This is a genomic window from Variovorax sp. MPBD4-3, assembly GCF_058809745.1.
On the sequence record NZ_JBXASW010000003.1, the window covers coordinates 1 to 21,151 of the forward strand.

Below are 21,151 nucleotides of genomic sequence, written 5' to 3' on the forward strand. Positions count from 1 at the left end.
CTCTGGGGGAGGGCCGGGGTGGGGGCTGCCCCCGCATTCGCGTCCCTCAGTTCCCGCAGCACCCGCCGCGCCGCATGCGGCGCGATGCCCTCGTTCGGCTCGAAGGCCCTGCGCTGCACGGCGGCGCTGGTGAACATGTCCAGCGCCTCGCAGTCGACCTTCTGCTGCGGCTCCATGGCGCGCAGCACGTCGCAGGCGCGCTGCGCCACCAGCGCGGGCTTGGCATTGGGGGCTCGCACCAGCGCAGAAGCCACCGCCGCTTCGCGCGCATCGAGCCCGCTCGGCGCCTTGCCGAACAGCGTGCGCGAGAGCGCATCGATGCCCACGATCTCGCCGCGGAACGGCACGGTGTTGAGGTAGGCCTCCAGGATCTGGTCCTTGCGCCAGTTGCGCTCCAGCTGCGCGGCGGCCACGGTCTGGCCGATCTTCTGCGTGAAGCTGCGGCCGCCCGAGGCGCGCCGCAGGTCCTCGTCGAGCAGGCCCGAGAGCTGCATCGTGATGGTCGAGGCGCCGCGCGTGCGCGTGTTCCACAGGTTGCCCCATGCCGCGGCCGACACGGCGCGCCAGTCGATGCCGCTGTGTTCGTAGAAGCGCTTGTCCTCGCTCAGCACCATGGCCGTGCGCAGGGCCGGCGACACGTCGGCCAGCGGCGTCCACTGGCCGCGCCGCACGGTGGGGTCGGTGCGCACGCGCTGCAGCAGCTCGCCGTTGCGGTCGAGCACGGCGGTGTCGGACGAGCGGAAGTCGCGCTTCACTTCCTCGAAGCTCACGAGCGCCAGCGCCGGTTGCGCGCAAACCGCTGCGAGCAGGGCGAAGGCCAGGGCCTTTCGGTCGAAGGAAGAGGGCGCGAACTGCATGAAAGAGGGCGTCGTTTCGGAAAGTATGTGGCGGTGACATTCTCCGCGAACCACATCGGGATGCCGGCCTACCCGGGGACGGGGCGCGGGCCTCATGGCGGCGGCGCGCGCTTCATTCCAGAGTTCGCACACCCCGGCTCGCAGGAGGCGATCGCCGGTTCCACGAACATTACTAGGAGAACTTCATGGCAACGAAAACACTGGCGCTGATCCTGGCCGCCTCGGCCGTCCTGGCCGGCTGCGTGACTCCGGTCTACGACCGCCCGCCGCCGCCGCGCCCGCAGGCCGACCGCGATCGCGACGGCGTGCCCAACCGCTACGACCGCGACAGGGACGGCGACGGCGTGCCCAATCGCTACGACCGCGCGCCGAACAATCCGAACCGCAACTGACGCGACCGGACTCGCGCCGCCTCAACCGGGCCTGCGCGCCATCAGCGCCCACACGCCGGCGGCGCTCAGCAGCGAGCCGCCGGCAAGGTTGAAGCGCCGCTGTGCGCGTGGCGACGACAGCAGCTTGCGCGCCGAGGCGGCGAACACTGCGTAGAGCGTGGCGTTGGTCGTGGCCAGCGCCACGAAGGTCAGCGCCAGCACCCACATCTGGCGCGTCACGTCCACCGACGGGCTGATGAACTGCGGCAGGAAAGCCACGAAGAACACGATGCCCTTGGGGTTGAGCGCCGTCACCAGGTAGGTGTTGGCGAACAGCCGCCAGCGCGACACGGGTGCCGCCGGCCTGGCCACTTCGCTGGGCGAGATGCCGGCGCGCAGCAGCTTGATGCCCAGGTACAGCAGGTAAAGGCCGCCCGCCCACTTCACTGCCGTGAACCAGAAGGCCGAAGCCGAGAGCAGCGCGCCCAGGCCCATCAGCGACACCACAAGCGCCGTGGAATCGCCGAGCGCCACGGCGGCCACCAGCGGCACGTTGGCGCGGCGGCCATGCGACATCGAATAGCTGATGACCGTGAGGATGGTCGGCCCCGGAATGATCAGCAGGACGACGGAGGCCGCGACGAAGGCGAGCCAGAGTTCGATGGGCATGTGCTTCCTGTCTTCTGATGGTTGTGGTGAATGTGTGGGGGGCGCGTTTGCCGCTCAGATGCCGATGGCCGTGCGCGCGACGTGCCAGGTCCCTCGGTGACCGTCCACGTAGCGGATGGGAGAGTTGGCGAGGTCGTCGAGGTCCGCGTCGTCCAGGCAGGTCACGTTCACGCCGTAGGCGGTCGCGCCGGTCTCGGGCGAATGGCCCACGCCGAAGGAGCGCACGCGGCAGTGCCTGCAGACGATGTAGTGGCTGTTGCGGGTGTCGAGCATCTGCTCGCTGAGTTCGGATTCGCCTTCGAGAAGCCGGAAGGCATCGGTCGCGACGATGGCGGGCCAGAAGCGCGTCTGGGTGCAGATGGCGCAATTGCACCGAAGGGTGCCAAGGCTCAGGTCGATGTCGGCTTCGAATCGCACGGCGCCGCAATGACAGCCGCCGGTGTAGGTCTTTTTCATGTGCTTGTGAGCAGCTCCCGGTCGGTTGGAGCGGCCGGCGAACACCTTATCAAATGCAGCGCCGGCGGGCAGCGGCGGGGCTTTTACCGGCCCTGTTCCGGTGCCGCGCCGAACCGGGCGGCCGACCGGGCCCTGGCGCGCTCGGCCTCCACCGCGCGGTCCTTGGGCTCGGCCGTGGTGACCATCGATTCGAGCAGCCGCGCCGCCGTTGCCGCCACTTCGTCAACAGCCCTTTCGAAGGCTTCCTCGTTGGCCTTCGACGGCACGCTGAAGCCGCTGAGCTTGCGCACGAACTGCAGCGCGGCGGCGCGGATTTCCTGCTCGGTGGCAGGAGGCTCGAAGTTGTAGAGGGTCTTGATGCTGCGGCACATGGGCGCTCTCCGTTCGATGACGACCTGGTTCCAGTCTAGCGAAGCAGGGCCATCGCATGGGCGTCGTGGTAGACGCCGTCGATCAGGCTGGCGCGGCGCACGATGCCCTCATGTTCGAAGCCGAGCCGCTCGTACAGCGCCTTGGCGTTCAGGTTGTCGGCGCGCACGTTCAGCGCAATGCGGGTCAGCCCGCGCGCCCAGGACTTGTCGATGGCGGCCTGCAGCAACTTGGCGCCCAGGCCCCGCCCGCGCGCCTCGGGCAATAGCGCGATGCCGAGAACGCCGATGTGCGCGCGCGAATGCCCGAACACCGGCGACACGTCGCACCAGCCGACGACCCTGTCGCCATCGACCGCCACGAAGTGCGGGAAGTCGCTGGCGATCACGTTCCGGTAGAAGGCGATCGATTGCGCCAGCGGCGGCGCCTCGGTCAGCGCAAGGTACTTGTGCTCGCGGGCGACCACATCGAGCGCGCCGTGCAGGCTCTCGAAATGGGATTCGGCCGTGGGGACGACGAGGACATGGTTCATGCGCACGACGATAGCCGAACCGGACACCGCGGCGACAGCGCGGGTGCCCTCGGCTGCCGCCGCGTTCAGCGTGCGTGCAGCGCGGATTCCACGGCCAGCGCCACGGCCGCCAGCCTTGCATCGTCGCCGCGCACCGAGGCCAGCATCAGCCCCACCGGCAGTTCGCCCGGCGCATGGCAGGGCAGGCTGAAGGCGCAGCCGTCCAGCAGGTTGATCGCGAAGGTGTTGCGCAGCAGCAGGCCGTTGGCCTTGAAGAAGGCCGCGTCTTCCGCGAGCGCGGCGATGGGCGGCGCCACGATGGGCACCGTCGGGCACACCAGGGCGTCGAAGCCTTCGATGGCGTGCTCGACGCGGCCGATCCAGTCGCGCCGGCGGTCCTGCATGGCGATGTAGTCGGCGGCGCGCACCTCGGTGCCCAGCGCAATGCGCGCGGCCACGCGGGTGTCGAAGCCGTCGCGCTTCGCGGCGAAGCGCTCGCGGTGCACGGCCGAGGCCTCGACGGGCGAGAAGCCGCCGGGCGCGTTGACGGTCGCGATCTCGGCGAGTTCGGCCAGCGTGATGTCCACCATCTGCGCGCCGGCCTTCGACAGCGTCTGCAAGGCGCGATCGAAGGCCGCGGCCACGGCCGGCTCGATGCCGTCGAACATCAGCGTGCGCGGCACCGCGAGGCGCATGCCCTGCAGCGGGCGGCGGCGCACCGCGAGCGGCGTGTCGGCAATGGCGGCATCCACCGTCAGGCAGTCTTCCACGCTGCGGGCCATGGCGCAGACGGTGTCGAGCGAGCGCGCGAGTTCGAATGCGCCTGTTCGCGGCACGCGCGACTGCGTGCTCTTGAAGCCGACGATTCCGCACAGCGCGGCGGGAATGCGGATGGAGCCGCCCGTGTCCGAGCCCAGCCCGGCCACAGCGAGGCCCAGCGCCACCGACACCGCCGCGCCCGAGGACGAGCCGCCAGGGATGCGCGGCGTCTGCGCGTCGGCCGGGTTGTGCGGCGTGCCGTGGTGCGGGTTGATGCCCACGCCGGAGAACGCGAACTCGGTCATGTTGGTCTTGCCGACGATGGCCGCGCCCTGCGTGCGCAGCCGCGCGACGGCGACCGCGTCGTGCGCGGCCGCGGGCTCGCCCGCGCACACGGCGGAGCCGGCCATGGTGGTCTCGCCCGCGATGTCGTAGAGGTCCTTGACCGACACGGGCAGGCCGGCGAGCGGGCCCAGCGCCACGCCGGCCTTGCGCGCCGCATCGGCATGGCGCGCGGCAGCGAGTGCGCCATCGGCATAGAGCCGCGTGAACACATGCCGCGCGGCGGGCTGCGATGCCGCTTCGAGCACCTGCCCGACCAGCGCTTCATGCGACAGCTCGCCGTTCGCGATGCGTGCGCGCAGGGCGGAAATGGTGAAGTCGTCGTTCATCGTCAGGCCACCACGGGCAGTGCTTCGACCGCATAGCGATGCACGATGCGCCGGCGCAGCAGCGGGTCGTGCAGTTCGATTTCCATCTGCGCTGCGGGGCGGATGCCTTCGCCCTTCGCGTTGGGCAGCGCGCCGAGCGTGCCGCAGGTCATGAACAGGCCTTCGGGCGCGGCGCCGCCATGGGCCATGCCTTCGCGCAGTGCCGCCAGCGGACGGATCGATGCCAGCGTGCCGCGCTGGTAGTCGATCCAGCGGCCGTCCTCGAAGATGCGCGAGCGCAGCTCGAGCGTGTCCTGGTGCGCCTCGATGTCGCGCCAGCGCCAGGCGGTCTCGGCCACCGGCTTGGCGCACATCTGCTTGGACACGGCGACCGAGTAGCTCTCCACATGGCGGTCGGTGTGGTCCGAGGCCACGCTCAGCCACCATTCGCCGTGCGAGAAGAACAGCACCGGCTCGGCCTCGCCCGAGCTCTGGTCGCCCAGCGCCTCGATGGCGGGCGACTGCGTCAGCAGCTGCGCGGCCACGCGGTAGTACAGCGGCACGCTCGACGGGCGCGGCACGCCGAGCGCGGCCAGTTCCTCGATGTGGTGCTCGATGGCCGCGACGTCGCGGCCGGTCCAGCCGGCCACCACCAGCGCGCTGGGCGCGACGGTGTGCAGGGCGGTGGTGCGGGTGCCGTCGGCTTCGACGGCTTCGCAGGCAAAACGCAAGCTCATGCCCACCTCAGCTTTCCAGCGGGCGCTTGGCCGTCTCGCGTGCCACCACCAGGGCGACCAGCGTGACGCCCAGCGCGGCCACCACGTAAAGCGACACGGCCACCGTGCTGCCCCACGACTTGAACAGGCTGGCGATGATCAGCGGCGCGAAGCCGCCGCCCAGGATGCCCGCCAGCGTGTAGGCCAGCGAGGCGCCGGCGTAGCGCACGCGGCCGGGGAACTGCTCGGTCACGAAGGCGGCCTGCGGGCCGTACATCATCGCGTGGATCAGCAGGCCCACCACCACCGCCGCGCAGATGGCGACCGGGTGCGCGCTGTCCATCAGCACGAAGAACACGAAGGCCCACGCCATGCCCAGCAGCGCGCCGGCAATGTAGACCGGGCGGCGGCCGATGCGGTCCGACAGGCTGCCGAACCACGGCACCGCGATCGCGTTGCAGGCCGCGCCGATCATCGTGGCGGTGAGCGCCAGCGGACGCGACAGGTGCAGCACCGTCGTCACGTAGGTCAGGGTGAACACCACCACCAGCGCATACAGCACGTCGGAGCCGATGCGCGAGCCGCCGGCCACCAGCAGGCGGCGCCAGTGCTGCGTGAGCACTTCCTTGATGGGCGTCTTGGCGGTGGCCTTCTTTTCTTCCATCTCGCGGAACACAGGCGTCTCGTCGACCCCGCGGCGCAGCCACAGGCCGAACAGCACCAGCGCGACGCTGGAGATGAACGGAATGCGCCAGCCCCAGCTCTGGAAGTCTTCAGGGCTCAGCCATGCCGACACGATGGCGATGAAGCCGGTGCCGATCAGCGTGCCGCACGACGGGCCGACCTGCGTGAACGAGGCATTGCGGCCGCGCTCGTCGGGCTTGCCGTGTTCCATCGACAGCAGCACCGCGCCGGCCCATTCGCCGCCGAGCGCCACGCCCTGCACGAAGCGCAGCGCGACCAGCGCCACGGGCGCCCAGATGCCCCAGGCCGCGTAGGTGGGCAGCAGGCCCATCAGCCCGGTGGACACGCCCATGATGACCAGCGTGGCCACCAGCACGAAGCGCCGGCCCAGCCGGTCGCCGAGGTGGCCGAACACCACGCCGCCCAGCGGGCGCGAGATGTAGCCGACCGCGTAGGTCGAGAAGGCCAGGATGGTGCCGGTCAGCGGGTCGAACGACGGGAAGAACACCGCGTTGAAGACCAGCGCCGCCATGATGTTGTAGACGGTGAAGTCGTACCACTCCAGCGTGGTGCCGATGGAGCTGGCCATGGCCAGCCGGCCCATCTTGGCGGACGGCGCATCGGGCGCGGTGCCGGAGGCGGCCGGCGTGGGAAGAACATGTTCGGTCATGGAGATACCTTTGTTCGGTGAAGACATGAAAGTCGGATCGGTTCAGCGCAGCTCGGCCGCGCTCAGCTTCCAGCCGAGCGCGAGCAGCCAGCCGGTGGCGGGGTCGGCGTCGAGCGCGGCGGCGGCCGTGGCGCGCGCGGCGCGGGCGGCCTCGGCGCTGCTGGTCTCGATCACCAGCATCGGCTGCAGCACGCGGCCTTCGGTGGCTTCGCGCGGCAGCGGCGTGCTGAGCGCGGCGTCGGGCACGAGCAGGTACGACTGCACGAAGCCTGCCTGCGCTGCCAGCTGGCGGCCGGCGCGTTCCGCCCCGGCCACCCGCGCCTGCGCGTCGGCGGCCGCGGCCAGCGGCAGCACCACGGCATGGCTGCCGCTGCCGAAGCCGGTAACGGCCTGCACGGCGCACACGCGGCGGATCGGCTGGCGCATGCGGTCGAGATTGGCCACCGACCACGGCGTCTGCTTCTCGAACGCGGCGCGGTAGCCGGCGGAGCGGAACACCGCCAGCGATTCGGTGCGGTACAGGCCCAGGTACTTGCGTCCACCCTCGAGCGAGAAGTAGCGCGCGCCCGACAGGAAGCCCGGGACGCGCACGCGCTCTTCCACGTGTTCTCGGTCGTACCAGCGGTTGAAGTCGGCGTCGTCGGCGGGGTCGACGTCGGAGGCGACGAACAACAGGCCGTTGATGTTCGCCGTGGTGTTTTCAGGAGAGAGGAGGGAGTCGGTTGCAGTCATGGCGGCACAGGGGCGGGCGGGCCTTCGAAAAATGAAGGCGCGATCTTCCGCCGCAGTGCCGTGCTGTCACAAACGAGTTTTTCTGGGCGACAGCCACAAGAATTACTGGCCCCCTCATGGGGCACGAATGCGCTGTTTTGAGGGTTAACCCTCTGTCGTTCCGCGCCAGGTTGGTGCGGTGGCGGAAGCCGTGAACTGGTCCGACGCGCGGCAGGCCAGCTCGGCCACCAGGCGGATGGCGTCGGAATCGGCCGCTTCCAGGTGGCTCACCACCAGCCGCTGCGGCGAGATGAGCGCGTCGCACTCGATGATTCGCACGTCGCCGGCGGCCACGTACTCGTACACCGGCGGCAGCGGCACCAGCGCATTGCCGAAGCCCGCCTTCACCAGCCGGGCCAGCGCCGAGATCGAGCTCACGCAGTGCACCTTGCCCAGCGGAATGCCGACGGAGCGGTAGAGGTTTTTCAGCGCCTCGTGCGGCTGCGAGCCGGGGCTCATGGTCAGCACGGGCTGGCGCAGCAGCTGGTCGACGGTCTGCACCGGCTCCGCCGCCGGCGCGCCGACCCAGCCCATCGGCATCGGCAGGCAGGGCGTGCTCACGATGCCCGCGCCGGCGATGTGGTCGGTCTGCAGCGCGATGTCGAGCGCGCCTTCGCGCAGGCCCCGATGCAGCGCCAGCGTGGTCTCGGAGGTCAGCTGCACCTCGATGCCCGGATAGGTGGAGCGCAGGTTGGTCAGAAAACCCAGCAGCCAGGTGTGCACCACTGTTTCGATGGCGCCGATGCGCACGAGGCCGAGGAGGTCTTCGCGCGGGCGGCCGAGTGACACGATCTCGCGGCGCAGCTCGAGCAGCCGTTCGCCGTAGTCCATGAGCCGCACGCCGACCGGGGTGAGCCGCAGCTCGCGCGCATCGCGTTCGAACAGGCGCGCGCCGATGTCTTCTTCGAGGGAGGCGACGCGGTTGGACACGGCCGCCTGCGTGATGTGGAGCCGGTCGCTGGCAGCGCGGAAGCTGCCCAGCCGCGCGGCCCAGAGGAAGGCTTCGACAAATCTTGTGTTCATGAGGGCACCTCGGGGCATTTTGCCGGTATTCGATGCGGCGGTGCGCCCAGGGCCCTCATGGCCGACCCGCAAGCGCCGTGAGGCGGAACGGGCGTTCGGCTCAGCGGGAGGATCGGCGCCTGGCGGGTGCCGGCGGCGGCAGGGTGATGTCGTCCGCCATGCGCGCCGCCCCGGCCGACGCATTGCTGGCCACCATCACCGCGGCCTCCTGCGTGGCCGGCGCGAACACCAGCAGCGCGCGATAGCCGCCGGTCTGGCCCGTATGGAAGTAGAGCCTGCGTCCGGCGTTCTCGCGGATGCGCACGGCGTAGCCCAGCTCGTAGATGTCGCTGTGGCCCAGCGGGGTGAGCGCGCGTTCCGCCGCGGCGCCCAGCGGACCCTTGCGGCCGGCCATGAGCGCACGCGCGAACACCAGCAGGTCGGCGGCCGTGGAGCGCAACGCGCCGGCACCCGCCAGCGCATCGAAGTCCCAAGGCGCGCGTGGTGTCCTGTCCTCGTAGCCGAGCGCCAGGCGGCCGGTCTCGGGGCCGAGGTGCTGCATCGTGTCCTTCATGCCCAGCGGCACGGCGATGTTCTCCTGCACCAGCAGTTCCCAGGGCTTGCCGTAGCGGTCCGCAAGCACCTGCCCGAGCAGGCCGAGGCCCAGGCTGCTGTAGGGGCCGTTGCAGGGTGGCACGCGGTCGAGCCTGAGCGTCGACAGGCCGGCAAGCAAACGCGCGCGATCGGTGTGCGCGAACGGGTTGCCGCCCTCGGCCATCGGGGGAGCCGGCAGCATGCCGGGCAGGCAACCCGTGTGCGTGACCAGTTGGCGAAGCGTGACGCTCGCGGTCTCCCGCGGCAGCGTCACCTGTCCGGCCAGCAGCGTGCCGAGCGTGTCGTCGAGCGACAGGTCGCCGCGCTCGACCGCCTGCGCCAGCAGCACGCCCGTGAAGAGCTTGCTGATCGAGCCGACCTCGAAGATCGGCTGGCCATCGGCGGCGATCTCCCGGACCGGGCCCGCCTGCGCGACGCTGTTGCGCTGCATCGCGAAGCGTGTTTCGCCCTGGCGCAATACGCCGACCACGATGCTGCCGGGCGCGTCGCGCATCACGCGTGCGGCGATCTCGGCCGGCGGCGTGGCGAAGCTCAGCGGCTCTGCCTGCGCACAGGCTGCGGCGAGCAGTGGGGAAAACTGGGCAATGGCCCATGCGATGAGGTGAGTGCGGCGCATGTCGTGCCGCCTCAGCGCGATGCGTCCGGCATCACGCCCAGTTCGGCCAGCAGCGCACGTCCGATCGTGATGCGCTTCGGCGCATCCTCGTCGTGGCGCATGTCCATGTTGAGCGCGAAGCTCTTCACGCCGCCGTCCACGCCCGTCACCCAGCCCACCCACCAGCCGAGGGATTCCGGCGGCTTGTAGTACCAGCCGGTCTTGGCGTGCAGCGCGTGCGTGGGCGTTTTCTCGACGAGGGTGATGTCGTGCACCATGTCCTGCGTGCGCGCCGACAGCGGCAGCTGGCGCAGCCCGAGCCGCGCGAGAAAGCGCGCCTGCTCGATCGCGGAAATCTTCAGCGGACCGTCGAGCCAGAAGCGGTCGACCACGTCGCCCAGCGCCTCGTTGCCGTAGTGCAGGCGCGCGATCCACGCCTTCATGCGCGCCAGCCCGATGCGCCGCGCCACGCCCTGGTAGACCGGCAGGTTCGACACGCGAATCGCGTCGCGCAGGTTCATGTCGTGCGCCCACTCCGCGCGGCGCTGCGGCTTGCCGCCGTAGGGCAGCACTTCGTCGATGTCTTTCACCGCGCCGGTCTCCAGCGCGATCAGGCTGTTTGGAATCTTGTAGGTCGACGCGGGCACGAAGCGCTGGCCCGCGCGCCTGGCATCGACCAGCGTGAGCTTGGCCGTGGCGGCGTCGAACAGCGCGAAGGTGCCGGGCGTGCCTGCGGCGGTGAAGTGGCGGGCGAGGTCCGCACGTTCCTGGGGGGCAGCATCGGGCGCGGTGGCTGCCTGGGCCAGGCCGCCATGCCACGCGGTGGCGAGAGCGGCGACGGTCGCGCTGCCGCGTACCAGCATGGCGCGGCGTTGTTCGTCGGGTGTGGAAGAGGGCATGAAAGCACGAGAGCGGAGTTGTGACGGCGCGAATCATCCAGCCGCCCTCGCGCCCGCACAACGCGGGCGGCAATGCCTGTCGTCACTGCCGTAACCGGCGTAACCGCTGCGCCGGCCGCGGAGGCGGCTAGCCGCCCATCGAGTAGAAGAACTCTTCCCGCACGATCGCGCCGTCGCGCACCGTGTAGAGGCCCGCTTCTTCCATCTTGAAGCGCTGGCCGGTGGCCTTCATGGTCACGTCGAACTCGAAGCCGACGATGAAGCGGTCGTCGTGCGGCCACGGGCCCGTGACCTTGAACGAATGCACCTCGTGGTTGTCGCTCCACCACTTGCCCTTGGCCTCGATGGCCGCAAGGCCCACCGCCTCGCGCTGCTGGCCGGGCGGGGCGCCCGCCTCGACGCTCACGGCGTCATCGGCATAGAGCGATTTCGCGTCTTCGAACTTTCCCTGCCGGCATAGCGCGACGAGCTGGTTCGCGATTTCAAGCGTGGTCATGGCCTGTCTCCTGAGGAAGAGGGGACAGGCAGTTTAGGCCGATGCGGCCGATTCAGGCGCCTACCAGCTGCACTTCCTGCCGTCGTCGGAGCCGAGGTCCTGAGAGAACGAATACTGCTTGCCGCTGCGCAGGTTCTTGTAGTCGAAGCCGTAGACGTTCGCGCCCTGGATCGTCACCACGTACTGGCCGGCGATGCGGCCGTCGACGATCTCTGCCCAGGTGGTGATGTAGTCCCACGGACGCCCTTCCGGCTTGTCGCCGACTTCGCTCTTCACCGGGACGATCGGTATCACCTTCGACGAGCCCTTGTACCTGACGTAGCCGCCGGACCAGTTGCTGTTGGGGTCGGAAAAGATGCGCCATTCCAGGCGAATCGATTGCGCGCTCGACTCCGTCAGGCAGCGGTAGTCGACGGAGACCGGCGCATCGCTCGATGCGGCCAGTGCGGACAACGGCAGCAGAAGTCCGGCGAGCGCGAGGCGGATGTTGTTCATTTCGCCGCTATGCGTTGTCGTTGGGTTGGATCAGGTCCCATTTGTTGCCGCAGAGGTCCTGGAAGACCGCCACGGTGCCGTGCGGCTCGTGGCGCGGCTCCTCGAGGAAGCGGACGCCGTGCGATGTCATGTGGGCGTGGTCGGACGCAAAGTCCGAGGTGTGAAGGAACAGGAAGACGCGGCCGCCGGCCTGCTTGCCGATGCCGGCTTCTTGTTCGTCGGTCACTGCCTTGGCCAGCAGCAGCGCCGCACCCGCATTGCGCGCGGGCGCGACCACCACCCAGCGCTTGCCGGGGCCGCGCGGTGTGTCGTCGAGCAGCTCGAAGCGCAGTGCCTCGGTGAAGAAGCGGATGGCTTCGTCGTAGTCGTGCACGAGCAGGGTGACGGTGGCAAGTTGGCGTGCGGCGGGGTATGGGCTCATGGTGTCATTGCGCTCTTTGAAATGAAGGCTGCCTTGCTCGACAGCGATGCAGAGGTCTTGCGTGGCCGCGGCATGCATTTGCTCCGGCGTGTCCACCCAGGACACGTTCTTCTGGCAATCACCGCAGTATCGAATGCCGGGCGAGGCTGTTTCTTCGAGCGTGTCCCACGGCTTGGTGCACGCCAAGGCCTCGTCTTGCGGCGTCGTCGGCCGGGAAGCCGGATGAAGAGGCGCGCGGCCGATGCGGACGGGCTTCTTCATCTTCATGGCCTTCGGGGTCGCTCAGGTAAAAACAATGGCGGTCTTGTGCGCGATGCTCAGCCGGGCCGATTCGTACAGCCGCAGCCAGGAAACGTACTCCCGATGGAGGCCTTCGTCGGCGTCGATCAGCCGGCCGATTCGCGCCACTTCCTCGTCCGACAGCTCGCCGTCTGTGAGGGTGATGCCGAGCGCGGGGGCCACCAGCACCAGCTCGTCGCGCAGGCGGTAGGAGGAGCCGAGCATGCCGCCGGCCAATTGCTTGTCGTCGTCCGGTTCGGAATACAGCACCTCGTCGAAATCGACCGGCACGTAGAAGCCTTCCGCGTCCGAGTGGCAGACCAGGTGGCTCTCCGAGCTGTAGAGCACGTCTTCCACCACCGGATCTTCCGAGGGGTCGACACCGTCTTCCACCGGCGTTGCCATCCAGCCGGGCGAATTCGCGCGGTGCGCATAGGCCCGGCGCAGGTAGTGGATGAACGAGTACGGGAAGCCGCCGATGGCTGCACGCGAGTGCAGCGGCGGCAGTTCACGCGGCTCGGCGTGCGGCGGAAGGCCCGCCGCCGCCAGCACCTTGTTCACCACCGCCAGTTCCTCCTGCAGCCATCCGGCTCCTTCGGGATCGTGTTCGAGCAGATCGACGAGCACGCCGATGCTGATTGCGAGGCCCACTGTGTTCTCCCTTTCGAATTGGCGGCGGCGAAGCGGCTTACTTCGCCGCCTCCACCTTCACCCGTGCGTTCGGCGTCTCGCCGAACATCTCCGGCGCGTACATGGCTTCGACGCGGCTCGGCGGCAGCGCGAAGTCGCCGACGTTGTTCAGGCGCACGGTGTATTCCATCTTCACCACGCCCTTGGGCAGGTACTCGTAGTAGCTGCGGAATGCCTCGAAGCTGCGCTCCTCGAACGCGGGCCAGCCCGCGCCGCTCTTCTTCTCGCCCTGCGTGGCGATCTGCGAGTCGCGGCCCAGGCCGCTGCCCAGGATGGTGGCGCCGCCCGGAATCGGGTCGCTGATGACGACCCAGGTCATGTCGGCGCTGGCGTTGACTTCGATGCTCACGCGCAGCACGTCGCCCCGCGTGTACTTGCCGGCCACGGCCTGCTCGACCGGGGTGACGGTCTTCTTGATGGCATAGCCGGCCGCGAACGGCGCCTTCAGCTGCACGGCGGCAATCGACTGCAGCGTGAGCCACGGCTTGCCGGTGCCCTGCTGCGTCACCAGCAGCGTGTCGCGCACCGGCGCGCCCGACGGCGATGCCGCCCACGGCAGGAACATCGTGTTGTTCTTCAGGTTGCCCGGCGAGGCGGGAGCGCCGAAGAAGGTGGTCTGGTTGGGCGCGCCGGCCGGGTCGCTGGCCTTCACGCGCTCGACCCTGCTCCAGTCGACCTGCGCCTTCACCGCGCCCAGCGTGGCGGCGGTAACGCCCGACACCGGCGTGCTCTCGAACACCTTGCTGAACTTCTCCAGCGCCAGTCCGCCCCACAGGTTGGCGGTGGTGGTGTGCCACGCGCCGTTCTGCTGGCGGCCGATGAAGCCGTTGGCGAGCTTGCCGATGTCGTCCTTCCAGCTCGGGTCGTCCATCACGCTGAGCAGCAGGCGGGCGGTGTTGACGTCGCCGTTGGTCATCAGCCACCACCAGTAGTCGTCCTGCTCGGTGCTGAAGATCAGCTTGGTGCCTTGATAGGACAGGCGCGCCTTCAGCACGTTGTTGGCTTCTTCCAGGCGCTGCTGGCGCTGCGGCACGTCGTTCACGCGCTTGAGGATGTTGAGCCAGTCGATCACCGCGCTGGTGGGCCACTGGTTCGGCGCGATGGTGATGCTGCCGAGCATGCTTCCCTTGGCCTTGCCGTAGCGCGAGAGCGCTTCGAGCGCGGCGAGCTTGCGCACGTCCAGGTCCTTGCGCGGGCTCCAGAAGTCGCGCGTGATGCGGCCTTCGACGAAGGCGATCAGGCCCGACTCCATCGGCGCGCGCACGTCGTCGGCAAGCGCGAAGGCGGGGTCGAGCGCGGCGGCTTCGTTGGTGGCCGCGAGCAGGTACGACGTGAGGATGTCGCTGCCGCGGTTGGCCTCGCCGTCGCGCGGCGGGAAGTAGCTGGCCAGGCCGTCGCTGTCCAGGTAGGTGGGCAACGTCGCCAGCACGCCCTGCCACATCTTCGCGTCGCGCAGGCCGACCGACTTGCTGGTCTTCTGTTCGAGGCAGATGAACGGGTAGTTGGCAAACCAGTCGCGCACGCCCGGCAGGCCTTCGGCCAGCTTGGGTTGCAGGGCGAGCTTCAGGCCGCCGCGGCCGGGGAGGGCGTCGGCGGGCGGAGCCACGTCGAGCGTGAACGGCCCGTCGAGCTGCACCAGCGTGGCCTGCTGCACCGTGAGCGGCACCGAGGGCACGATGCGCTGGCGCACCTTGAGCGCGTCGCGTGCGCCGCCGATGGTGTCCTTGGCCTCGATTTCCCACAGGATGGCTTCGGCGCGCGTCTGCGCGAGCTGTGCGGGCGCGGTCACGTTCCAGGCGACCTCGCGCGCTTCGCCGGCCGGGATGTCCACGGTCTGCGGCTCCAGCGTGAGCAGGGTGGCGCGCGGCGTGGCCTCGACCTTCATCGGCTTCTGCGTGGTGTTGCGCAGCGTGATCTGCGCGCGGAACTGGTCGTCCTCGCGCACCAGCGGCGGCAGGCCGCTGATGATCTGCAGGTCCTGCGTGGCCTGGATGCTCGCCTGGCCGGTGCCGAACAGGCCCACGCCGGAATCGGCCACGGCCACGATCTTGAAGGTGGTGAGCGCGTCGTTCAGTGGCACCGTCACCACGGCCTGGCCGTTGGCGTCGAGCACCACCTTCGGGTTCCACAGCAGCAGGGTGTCGAGCAGCTCGCGCGTCTGGCCCTTGCCGCCGCCGCCGCCCGCGGGCACGGCCTTGCGGCCGTAGTGGCGCCGGCCGACGATTTCCATCTGCGCCGTGGAGGTGCTCACGCCCCAGCTGCGCCGCTGCAGCATGGCGGTCAGCAGGTTCCAGCTGTCGTTGGGCATCAGCTCCAGCAGGGCCTGGTCGACCGCGGCCAGCGCCACTTCGGCGCCGGCGGCGGGCTTGCCGTCGGGCAGCTTGGCGCTGATGGTCACCTGGGCCTTGCTGCGGATCGGGTAGCTGGGCTTGTCGCTGGTGACGGTCACGTCGATCTGGTGGGCCTGCGTGCCCACGCGGATCTCGGCCATGCCCAGCCGGTAGGCGGGCTTGCTCAGGTCGACCATCGCGGTGGGCGCGACGTATTCCTTGCCCTCGTACCAGAAGGCCGTCCACCACTCGCGCGGCGACTTGAAGCCCCAGGTGAAGAAGCTGTACCACGGCACTTCGCGCAGGCGGCCGCGCAGGGCGAGCACGCTCACGTAGGCGTTGGGGCCCCACTCGGGCTTGACCTGCAGCGTGACGGTCGGGTCCTTGCCGTCGAGCTGCACCACGTGCGTCTCGATGATGCCTTCGCGCTCCACGGCGACCAGCGCGGTCGCGAAACGGAACGGGCTGCGCACCTGGAACTTGGCGACTTCGCCGGGCTGGTAGCTCTTCTTCTCGGGCAGCACGTCGATGCGGTCGTTGTCCTCGCCGCCGAACCACAGCTCGCCCTGCCTGGTCACGTAGACCGAGCTGACGGCCTTGGCGTCGCGGCCTTCGCTGTCGGTGGCGCTGGCGATGAGTTCGACTTCGCCGGCTTCCTTCAGCTCCGACTCGCACAGCAGCAGGCCGCGCGCGTCGCTCTTGCCGCTGCAGACGGTGCCGATGTCCTTGGTCTCGGTCTTGTTGTCGTAGGTGTAGAAGCCGCCCACCATGCGCTTGCGGCTGGTGGTGGTGATGCGCGCCACGGCGCGCACGTTGAGCGTCACGCCGGCCTGCGGCTTGCCCGCGAGGTCGAGCGCGAGCGCCTGGAACTTCAGCTTCTGGGCGGTGGAGACCCAGCCCTCGGTCTTGATGCCCGCGATGACTGAAGCCGGCCACAGCGTCTGCGTGCTGCGGATGGTCTGCACCTCGCCGTTCGGGTCGGCGTAGGTGGCTTCGAGCAGCAGCTCGCGCGCGGCCTTGACCTTCGGCACCTTGTCGATGGTGACCTTGCCGGCGCCGTCCTTGTTGAGGGTGAGCGGCAGCTTGTCGGCGATCACGCGGGTGTCGTTCACGCTGTTGATGTCTTCCTCGCCCGAGCCGGCCTCGGCAGCGGCGGAGACCGCGGCCGCCGGATCGCTGTCGTCGCCCTGGGTGGCGCGCGGCGGGTTGAAGCTGAAGGCGTCGTAGTCGGGGAAGCTCAGGCTCTTGCCGCGCACCATGGCCGACACGCGCACCGGCAGGTTGGCCGCGCCGCCGCCGGCCACGTAGTTGATCTGAACGTCGGTCGGCACGCTGGTGGCGGCCACCAGCGGTTTCTTCTCGGTGGGCGTGATCCGGCCTTCGAGCACGGGCAGGCGGAATTCCTCGACGCGGAACATCCCGGTGCCGAAGCTGCGCCCATAGCCCTCGTCGCCGTCGCCGTCGCCTTCGCTGTCGCCGTCCTTGCCGCCGCCGGTGCGCAGCATCACTTCGTACACGCCGAGCTTGGCGGCGGGCGGAATGGCAAAGCTGTTCTCCGCGCTCAGGCCGCCGGTGGCGGTCTTGCGCCAGTTCAGCGGCTGGGTGAAGCGCTGGCCGCTGCCCACGTGGGTGATGACCAGCGTGTCGGGGCGGTTCTCGGGCAGGCCGAAACCCTTGCTGGTCTGCGTGCGGATCAGGCTCTTCATCGACACCGTCTCGCCGGCGCGCAGCAGCGTGCGGTCGAAGATGGTGTGGGCGATGCGGTCGGGCTCGGCCTGCAGGTTGGTCGGCACGTTGAAGCGCCAGGGCTCGATACCGCGCTGCCAGTCGCTCCAGGTGAAGGCGAGGTCTTCCACGCCCTTGTCGTCCTTGGCGCGGGCGCTGACGAACCAGGCGCCGCTGTCGTATTCGTTAGGGCCGTTGCACGACGGTGCCTGCGGCGAGATGCCGTTGAGCATGACGATGCCGTTGGCGTCGGTGGTGCCGCTGGCCACGGCCTTGCCGTCGCAGCTGGACACGCGCACTTCGGCGCCGGCCACGACCTTGCCCTTGTCGAGCGTGGTCACCCAGGCCATGGAGTTCTCGCGGCCCAGCTTGAAGTGCACGGCCAGGTTGGTGGCCAGCGCGGTGGTGCGCACGTACATCGTGCGCCCGGCGTTGTAGCGCTCGTCGAGCAGCGCCTCGCCCAGCTTCTGCGAGGCGATCTCCAGCACGTGGAAGCCCGGCGTCAGCGGCACGCCGATGACTTCGAAGGGGCGCGGATCGCCGGCATCCGACTTGGGCATGTCCAGCGTCTTCACGCCCGCCTGGCCCGACAGCAGCGACAGCATGCGCGTCTGAAGCGTGGTGCGGTCGTCCTTGTCGATCACGGGGGGCAGCGGGCCCTTGACGTCCTTGCGCGCCTGTTCGCGCGAGATGGTGAAGTTGTCGTAGCGGCGCACCTTGCGGAACCACGCGATGATTTCCGCGTCGGTCTTCGGGTTCATGTCGCTGACCTTGCCGGGCGTGAGCGCCTGCACCATCAGCTGCGGCTCCACGCGGCGCACGGTGACCGGCATCATGGCCGGGGTGTCGGGCTCGGCGAGCCGCTCGACCACGCCGAAGGGCGAGGCGGCGAACTTGGCCAGCGGCGGCATCATGCCGGTGGCCACCTTCATCGGGAAGCTGCCGGGCGAGGCCAGCGGGCGGCCCGAGGCATCCTCGAACCTGGAGGGCAGCTCGATGGTGAACTGGGTGCTCTCGCTCAGCGGGGGCTCGAAGCTCACGCTGTTGACCACGTCGTCGTCGCTCTGCGTGCCGCCGTCGTTGTCGAGCTTGGCCTTGATGGTCTTGTCGCCCTTGAGCTGGATCTGCGAGGCCAGCTTGCGCGTGACCGGCGCATTGAACGTCAGCTGCATCGGGCGCAGCGGCAGGCAGGCGGCCTGCGCGTTCTCGCGTTCGCAGGTGAACGACGCGGCAAAAGGCTCGCGCACCTGGAACTCGAGGCGGCGTTCCACGTTGTTGGGCACGCCGGAGGGCGTGGCGACGCCCTTGCCGTAGACGATCTGCACCTTGGCGCCGGGCGTCAGCGTGCGGTTGCACTGCATGGTGACGAAGCGCAGCGGTTCCTTCTCGGCCGCCTTGTCGCGGCCGAAGGCCTTGAGCAGGCCGGCGCGCTGGTCGCCGTCGAGCAGCTTGACCGGAATGCGCTCGCCCACGCCGTCGGCCGAGCACCAGACGTTCTGGCGCACGCTGTCGAGCGTGGCCGCGCCGTTGAGTTCGAGCACGAACATCTGCTGCTCGTCGATGCGGCTGTAGCTGCCCGGCATGTAGCTGCGCACGAACGGGCCGCCGCTGTTGAACTGGTAGCGCTCCGGGCCGGTCAGCTCGCCGCTGGCGGGCTTGAAAGTGGGAATGCGCGTGACGGTGCAGCGCACGCCTGGGGGCAGGTCGTTCTCGAAGTCGTAGACCCAGGCCTTGGCGTCGGTCCAGCGACCGGTGCCCTTGCCGGCCTGCGCATCGGTGCAGCTCACCGACAACGGCGCGGGGGCCTTGGGGTCGCCGAAGTTGACGGCGGGCTGGTCGAACTTGGCGACGATCTGGCGCACGCGCGCCACTTCGCCCTGGGGCGTGAGGCTGGTGATCTGCAGGGCATGGCCCGGGCCGGACAGGAGCGCGCCGCCGGCCAGGAGCAATGTTGGAAGGAAACGGGTCACTTTTTAGTATCTCCACCTAGAGGCAGCGCGCAGCGTAGCCGATTTGCACGACGATTCGACAGTGCCATGGGTCATATGTCCTTCGTGTCCACGGCGCGGGTACGCCAGTCTTCTTACAATCGAGGCCCTCGTGCGTGTGCCGCGCGGACCGCCACCAAGACCTCGCCGCCGACCGATGAAACGCTACTGGGAAATAGACGCCTTGCGCGGGCTGATGCTCGTGCTGATGACCGTCACCCACCTGCCCACGCGACTGACCGATCCGCTGGGTCAGCCTTTCGGCTTCGTTTCAGCCGCCGAGGGCTTCGTGCTGCTGTCGGCTTTCGTGGCCGGGCTGGTGTACAGCCGCATCGGCTATGCGCGCGGCGTGGACTCGATGCGCCAGGCCTTCTGGCGCCGCGTGCTCAAGGTCTACCTGTGCCAGGCGGCGATCCTGCTGTTCCTGTTCACCGTGATCGCGGCGCTCGGGCTGCACATCGACCAGCCGGCGGTGAAGAACCTGGTGTCCTACTACCTCGCGGAGCCGCGCGAGGGCTTCATCTACGGCCTGCTGCTGATCTACGAGCCGGCGCTGCTCGACATCCTGCCGATGTACATCTTTTTCATGCTCATGAGCCCGTGGGTGCTGGCCTTTGCCATGCGCCACGGCTGGTCGTGGGTGATGGCGGTGAGCGCGACCGTGTGGGCCGCGGCGCAGTTCGGCCTGAGCGAATGGGTGTACGGGCTGGCCGTGCACTACCTCGGCGTGCCGGTGCCGTTCCACGAGATGGGCGCGTTCAACACCTACGCGTGGCAGTTCCTGTGGTTCGCCGGGCTGTGCATCGGCGCCACCCGCAACGGGCCGGGCGCGAAGCCTTTGAACTTTCCGGTGTGGGTGCTGCTGCTGGCGGCCGGCATTGCGCTCTACGGCCTGTACTGGCGCCACCACGGCATCAACGGGCAGGCGCCGTTCGGCGGCGACGTGGAACTGAACCTTCTGTTCGACAAGTGGCAGCTCGGCCCGCTGCGGCTGGTGAACCTGGTGGCGCTGGGCATCCTGGCGGTGCGCTTCGGGCCGTGGCTCATGCGCCGCATCCCGCGGCTGCACTGGCTGGAAGCGATGGGCTCAGCGTCGCTGCCGGTGTTCTGCGCGCACCTCGTGGCGGTGCTGCTGGTGCTGGCCTTCTACGGCGACAGCCAGACCGCGCGGCCCTGGTGGGGCGACGGCCTGCTGCTGCTGGCGGTGTTCTCGGGGATGTACTTCGTGGCGCGCTTCACGCGCGGGGCCGACGTGCCGCCGCCGGCGGACGACGTGCCGACGGAGCCGGCACGGGCCTGAGGCCTCTGACCTGGGGGCGAGTCAAGGATTCGGCAAATGCGGCGCGATCACCGAATGCCATAGCCGGTAGCCCTCGTCCGTCATGTGCAGCTTGTCGCTGCGGAACAGCTCCATGCGCGGGCGGCCGTCGGCGCCGAGCATGGGCGTGTAGATGTCGATGTATTCGCTGTTGGGCAGCAGGTTGAGGTAGGCCGAGATCACGTGATTGGTCTCGCGGATCTGCGGCAGCAGATGTTCGCGCGAGGGGCTGGGCTTGACCGAGACGAAGCTGATGCGCGTGTCGGGCAGTTCGGCGCGCACCGCGTTGGCAAAGCGCGCGAAGCTGTCGAGCACCTGCAGCGGCGTGCGGCCCTCGGCCAGGTCGTTGTCGCCGGCGTAGACCACCACCTGGCGCGGCTTGTAGCGCACCACGAGGTCGCGCGCGAACAGGCTGCAGTCGTTCAGCGTGGAGCCGCCGAAGCCGCGGTTCACGACACCGCCGGGCACGCGGGCGAAATCTTGCGAGAGGCGGGTCCACATGCGCACCGTGGAGCTGCCGACGAACACCACGCCGCCGGGGGCGGGAAAGCGCTCCTGGTCGGCCCGTGCGAATGCCGCGAGCTCGTTGTGCCAGCGCTCCTTGGCGGCAAGGTAGTCGCGCGCGGAGGCGGCCTCGGCCGCGGCCGTCTCGGATTCCTGGGGAAAGAATGCGGGCTGGGCTTGGGCGGCGAGTGCCGCCGTCAGCAGGGCGACCGCGGCGAGCGCGGTTTTCATCGAAGGCATCGGAAGGACGGGAAGAAGTACGAAGGGCGGGCGGGGTTTTCTACCACGACGCCCCAGGGCCCGCGGCCGTT

The 21,151-nt window shown here is 69.3% G+C and carries 20 protein-coding genes; 2 read left to right on the top strand and 18 right to left on the bottom strand.

Annotated features, from left to right (window positions below; all coding sequences use genetic code 11):
- Positions 1 to 857: biosynthetic peptidoglycan transglycosylase (locus tag AC1RVW_RS02070; protein ID WP_493197735.1), on the bottom strand; the 857-nt coding region annotated here is incomplete at its 3' end.
- Positions 858 to 1,042: 185 nt separating this feature from the next.
- Between AC1RVW_RS02070 and AC1RVW_RS02075 the strand changes: the two genes are divergently transcribed.
- Entirely contained in the window at positions 1,043 to 1,249 is a 207-nt protein-coding gene (locus tag AC1RVW_RS02075) for a thrombospondin type 3 repeat-containing protein (RefSeq protein ID WP_081265816.1), read from the top strand.
- Positions 1,250 to 1,270: 21 nt separating this feature from the next.
- On the opposite strand, the gene AC1RVW_RS02080 is transcribed toward AC1RVW_RS02075, so the two are convergent.
- From AC1RVW_RS02080 to AC1RVW_RS02155, 16 genes are all read right to left on the bottom strand, one after another.
- Positions 1,271 to 1,897: a LysE family translocator gene (locus tag AC1RVW_RS02080; protein ID WP_493197737.1), complete on the bottom strand. Its 627-nt coding sequence runs from the start codon at positions 1,895 to 1,897 to the stop codon at positions 1,271 to 1,273.
- Between the two features lie 54 nt (positions 1,898 to 1,951).
- Entirely contained in the window at positions 1,952 to 2,353 is a 402-nt protein-coding gene (locus AC1RVW_RS02085; protein WP_493197739.1) for a GFA family protein, read from the bottom strand.
- Between the two features lie 83 nt (positions 2,354 to 2,436).
- Positions 2,437 to 2,724 (bottom strand): DUF2277 domain-containing protein, encoded by a 288-nt coding sequence (locus tag AC1RVW_RS02090; RefSeq protein WP_493197741.1) that lies wholly within the window; start codon positions 2,722 to 2,724, stop codon positions 2,437 to 2,439.
- A gap of 35 nt (positions 2,725 to 2,759) precedes the next feature.
- Positions 2,760 to 3,254 (bottom strand): GNAT family N-acetyltransferase, encoded by a 495-nt coding sequence (locus tag AC1RVW_RS02095; RefSeq protein ID WP_493197743.1) that lies wholly within the window; start codon positions 3,252 to 3,254, stop codon positions 2,760 to 2,762.
- 65 nt (positions 3,255 to 3,319) lie between these two features.
- Positions 3,320 to 4,663 (bottom strand): amidase, encoded by a 1,344-nt coding sequence (locus tag AC1RVW_RS02100; protein WP_493197745.1) that lies wholly within the window; start codon positions 4,661 to 4,663, stop codon positions 3,320 to 3,322.
- A 2-nt stretch (positions 4,664 to 4,665) separates the two neighbouring features.
- Positions 4,666 to 5,379 carry a DUF2848 domain-containing protein gene (locus AC1RVW_RS02105; RefSeq protein WP_493197747.1) on the bottom strand — a complete coding sequence of 238 codons (714 nt, stop codon included), beginning with the start codon at positions 5,377 to 5,379 and terminating at the stop codon, positions 4,666 to 4,668.
- Between the two features lie 7 nt (positions 5,380 to 5,386).
- Positions 5,387 to 6,712 carry an MFS transporter gene (locus AC1RVW_RS02110; protein ID WP_081265822.1) on the bottom strand — a complete coding sequence of 442 codons (1,326 nt, stop codon included), beginning with the start codon at positions 6,710 to 6,712 and terminating at the stop codon, positions 5,387 to 5,389.
- 42 nt (positions 6,713 to 6,754) lie between these two features.
- Complete coding sequence (locus AC1RVW_RS02115; RefSeq protein WP_493197748.1) at positions 6,755 to 7,444, bottom strand: hypothetical protein; 690 nt, start codon at positions 7,442 to 7,444, stop codon at positions 6,755 to 6,757.
- Between the two features lie 144 nt (positions 7,445 to 7,588).
- A complete protein-coding gene (locus AC1RVW_RS02120; RefSeq protein WP_285412168.1) occupies positions 7,589 to 8,506 on the bottom strand; it encodes a LysR family transcriptional regulator in 918 nt (305 codons plus the stop codon).
- A gap of 100 nt (positions 8,507 to 8,606) precedes the next feature.
- Positions 8,607 to 9,716 (bottom strand): serine hydrolase domain-containing protein, encoded by a 1,110-nt coding sequence (locus AC1RVW_RS02125; protein ID WP_493197750.1) that lies wholly within the window; start codon positions 9,714 to 9,716, stop codon positions 8,607 to 8,609.
- An 11-nt stretch (positions 9,717 to 9,727) separates the two neighbouring features.
- Positions 9,728 to 10,558: a class D beta-lactamase gene (gene blaOXA, locus AC1RVW_RS02130; RefSeq protein WP_493197940.1), complete on the bottom strand. Its 831-nt coding sequence runs from the start codon at positions 10,556 to 10,558 to the stop codon at positions 9,728 to 9,730.
- A 163-nt stretch (positions 10,559 to 10,721) separates the two neighbouring features.
- Positions 10,722 to 11,090 (bottom strand): nuclear transport factor 2 family protein, encoded by a 369-nt coding sequence (locus AC1RVW_RS02135; protein ID WP_081265827.1) that lies wholly within the window; start codon positions 11,088 to 11,090, stop codon positions 10,722 to 10,724.
- A gap of 60 nt (positions 11,091 to 11,150) precedes the next feature.
- Positions 11,151 to 11,585, bottom strand: a complete 435-nt coding sequence (locus tag AC1RVW_RS02140) for a hypothetical protein (protein WP_493197752.1) — start codon at positions 11,583 to 11,585, stop codon at positions 11,151 to 11,153.
- A 7-nt stretch (positions 11,586 to 11,592) separates the two neighbouring features.
- Complete coding sequence (locus AC1RVW_RS02145) at positions 11,593 to 12,267, bottom strand: VOC family protein (RefSeq protein WP_493197754.1); 675 nt, start codon at positions 12,265 to 12,267, stop codon at positions 11,593 to 11,595.
- Between the two features lie 21 nt (positions 12,268 to 12,288).
- Positions 12,289 to 12,936: a putative DNA-mimic protein gene (locus AC1RVW_RS02150; RefSeq protein WP_493197756.1), complete on the bottom strand. Its 648-nt coding sequence runs from the start codon at positions 12,934 to 12,936 to the stop codon at positions 12,289 to 12,291.
- A gap of 37 nt (positions 12,937 to 12,973) precedes the next feature.
- Positions 12,974 to 19,000: an alpha-2-macroglobulin family protein gene (locus AC1RVW_RS02155; RefSeq protein ID WP_493197758.1), complete on the bottom strand. Its 6,027-nt coding sequence runs from the start codon at positions 18,998 to 19,000 to the stop codon at positions 12,974 to 12,976.
- 175 nt (positions 19,001 to 19,175) lie between these two features.
- Between AC1RVW_RS02155 and opgC the strand changes: the two genes are divergently transcribed.
- The gene (gene opgC, locus AC1RVW_RS02160; protein ID WP_081265831.1) at positions 19,176 to 20,318 is read left to right on the top strand and encodes an OpgC domain-containing protein; all 1,143 of its coding nucleotides are present in this window, start codon (positions 19,176 to 19,178) and stop codon (positions 20,316 to 20,318) included.
- Between the two features lie 21 nt (positions 20,319 to 20,339).
- Here opgC and AC1RVW_RS02165 read toward each other — a convergent pair whose 3' ends face one another.
- Positions 20,340 to 21,071 (bottom strand): SGNH/GDSL hydrolase family protein, encoded by a 732-nt coding sequence (locus AC1RVW_RS02165; RefSeq protein WP_081265864.1) that lies wholly within the window; start codon positions 21,069 to 21,071, stop codon positions 20,340 to 20,342.
- Between the last annotated feature and the right edge of the window lie 80 nt (positions 21,072 to 21,151).

Coding starts and splice junctions, on each gene's coding strand:
- AC1RVW_RS02075 (WP_081265816.1), top strand. CDS start 1,043: ATGGCAACGAAAACACTGGCGCTGATCCTGGCCGCCTCGGCCGTCCTG.
- AC1RVW_RS02080 (WP_493197737.1), bottom strand. CDS start 1,897: ATGCCCATCGAACTCTGGCTCGCCTTCGTCGCGGCCTCCGTCGTCCTG.
- AC1RVW_RS02085 (WP_493197739.1), bottom strand. CDS start 2,353: ATGAAAAAGACCTACACCGGCGGCTGTCATTGCGGCGCCGTGCGATTC.
- AC1RVW_RS02090 (WP_493197741.1), bottom strand. CDS start 2,724: ATGTGCCGCAGCATCAAGACCCTCTACAACTTCGAGCCTCCTGCCACC.
- AC1RVW_RS02095 (WP_493197743.1), bottom strand. CDS start 3,254: ATGAACCATGTCCTCGTCGTCCCCACGGCCGAATCCCATTTCGAGAGC.
- AC1RVW_RS02100 (WP_493197745.1), bottom strand. CDS start 4,663: ATGAACGACGACTTCACCATTTCCGCCCTGCGCGCACGCATCGCGAAC.
- AC1RVW_RS02105 (WP_493197747.1), bottom strand. CDS start 5,379: ATGAGCTTGCGTTTTGCCTGCGAAGCCGTCGAAGCCGACGGCACCCGC.
- AC1RVW_RS02110 (WP_081265822.1), bottom strand. CDS start 6,712: ATGACCGAACATGTTCTTCCCACGCCGGCCGCCTCCGGCACCGCGCCC.
- AC1RVW_RS02115 (WP_493197748.1), bottom strand. CDS start 7,444: ATGACTGCAACCGACTCCCTCCTCTCTCCTGAAAACACCACGGCGAAC.
- AC1RVW_RS02120 (WP_285412168.1), bottom strand. CDS start 8,506: ATGAACACAAGATTTGTCGAAGCCTTCCTCTGGGCCGCGCGGCTGGGC.
- AC1RVW_RS02125 (WP_493197750.1), bottom strand. CDS start 9,716: ATGCGCCGCACTCACCTCATCGCATGGGCCATTGCCCAGTTTTCCCCA.
- blaOXA (WP_493197940.1), bottom strand. CDS start 10,558: ATGCTGGTACGCGGCAGCGCGACCGTCGCCGCTCTCGCCACCGCGTGG.
- AC1RVW_RS02135 (WP_081265827.1), bottom strand. CDS start 11,090: ATGACCACGCTTGAAATCGCGAACCAGCTCGTCGCGCTATGCCGGCAG.
- AC1RVW_RS02140 (WP_493197752.1), bottom strand. CDS start 11,585: ATGAACAACATCCGCCTCGCGCTCGCCGGACTTCTGCTGCCGTTGTCC.
- AC1RVW_RS02145 (WP_493197754.1), bottom strand. CDS start 12,267: ATGAAGAAGCCCGTCCGCATCGGCCGCGCGCCTCTTCATCCGGCTTCC.
- opgC (WP_081265831.1), top strand. CDS start 19,176: ATGAAACGCTACTGGGAAATAGACGCCTTGCGCGGGCTGATGCTCGTG.
- AC1RVW_RS02165 (WP_081265864.1), bottom strand. CDS start 21,071: ATGAAAACCGCGCTCGCCGCGGTCGCCCTGCTGACGGCGGCACTCGCC.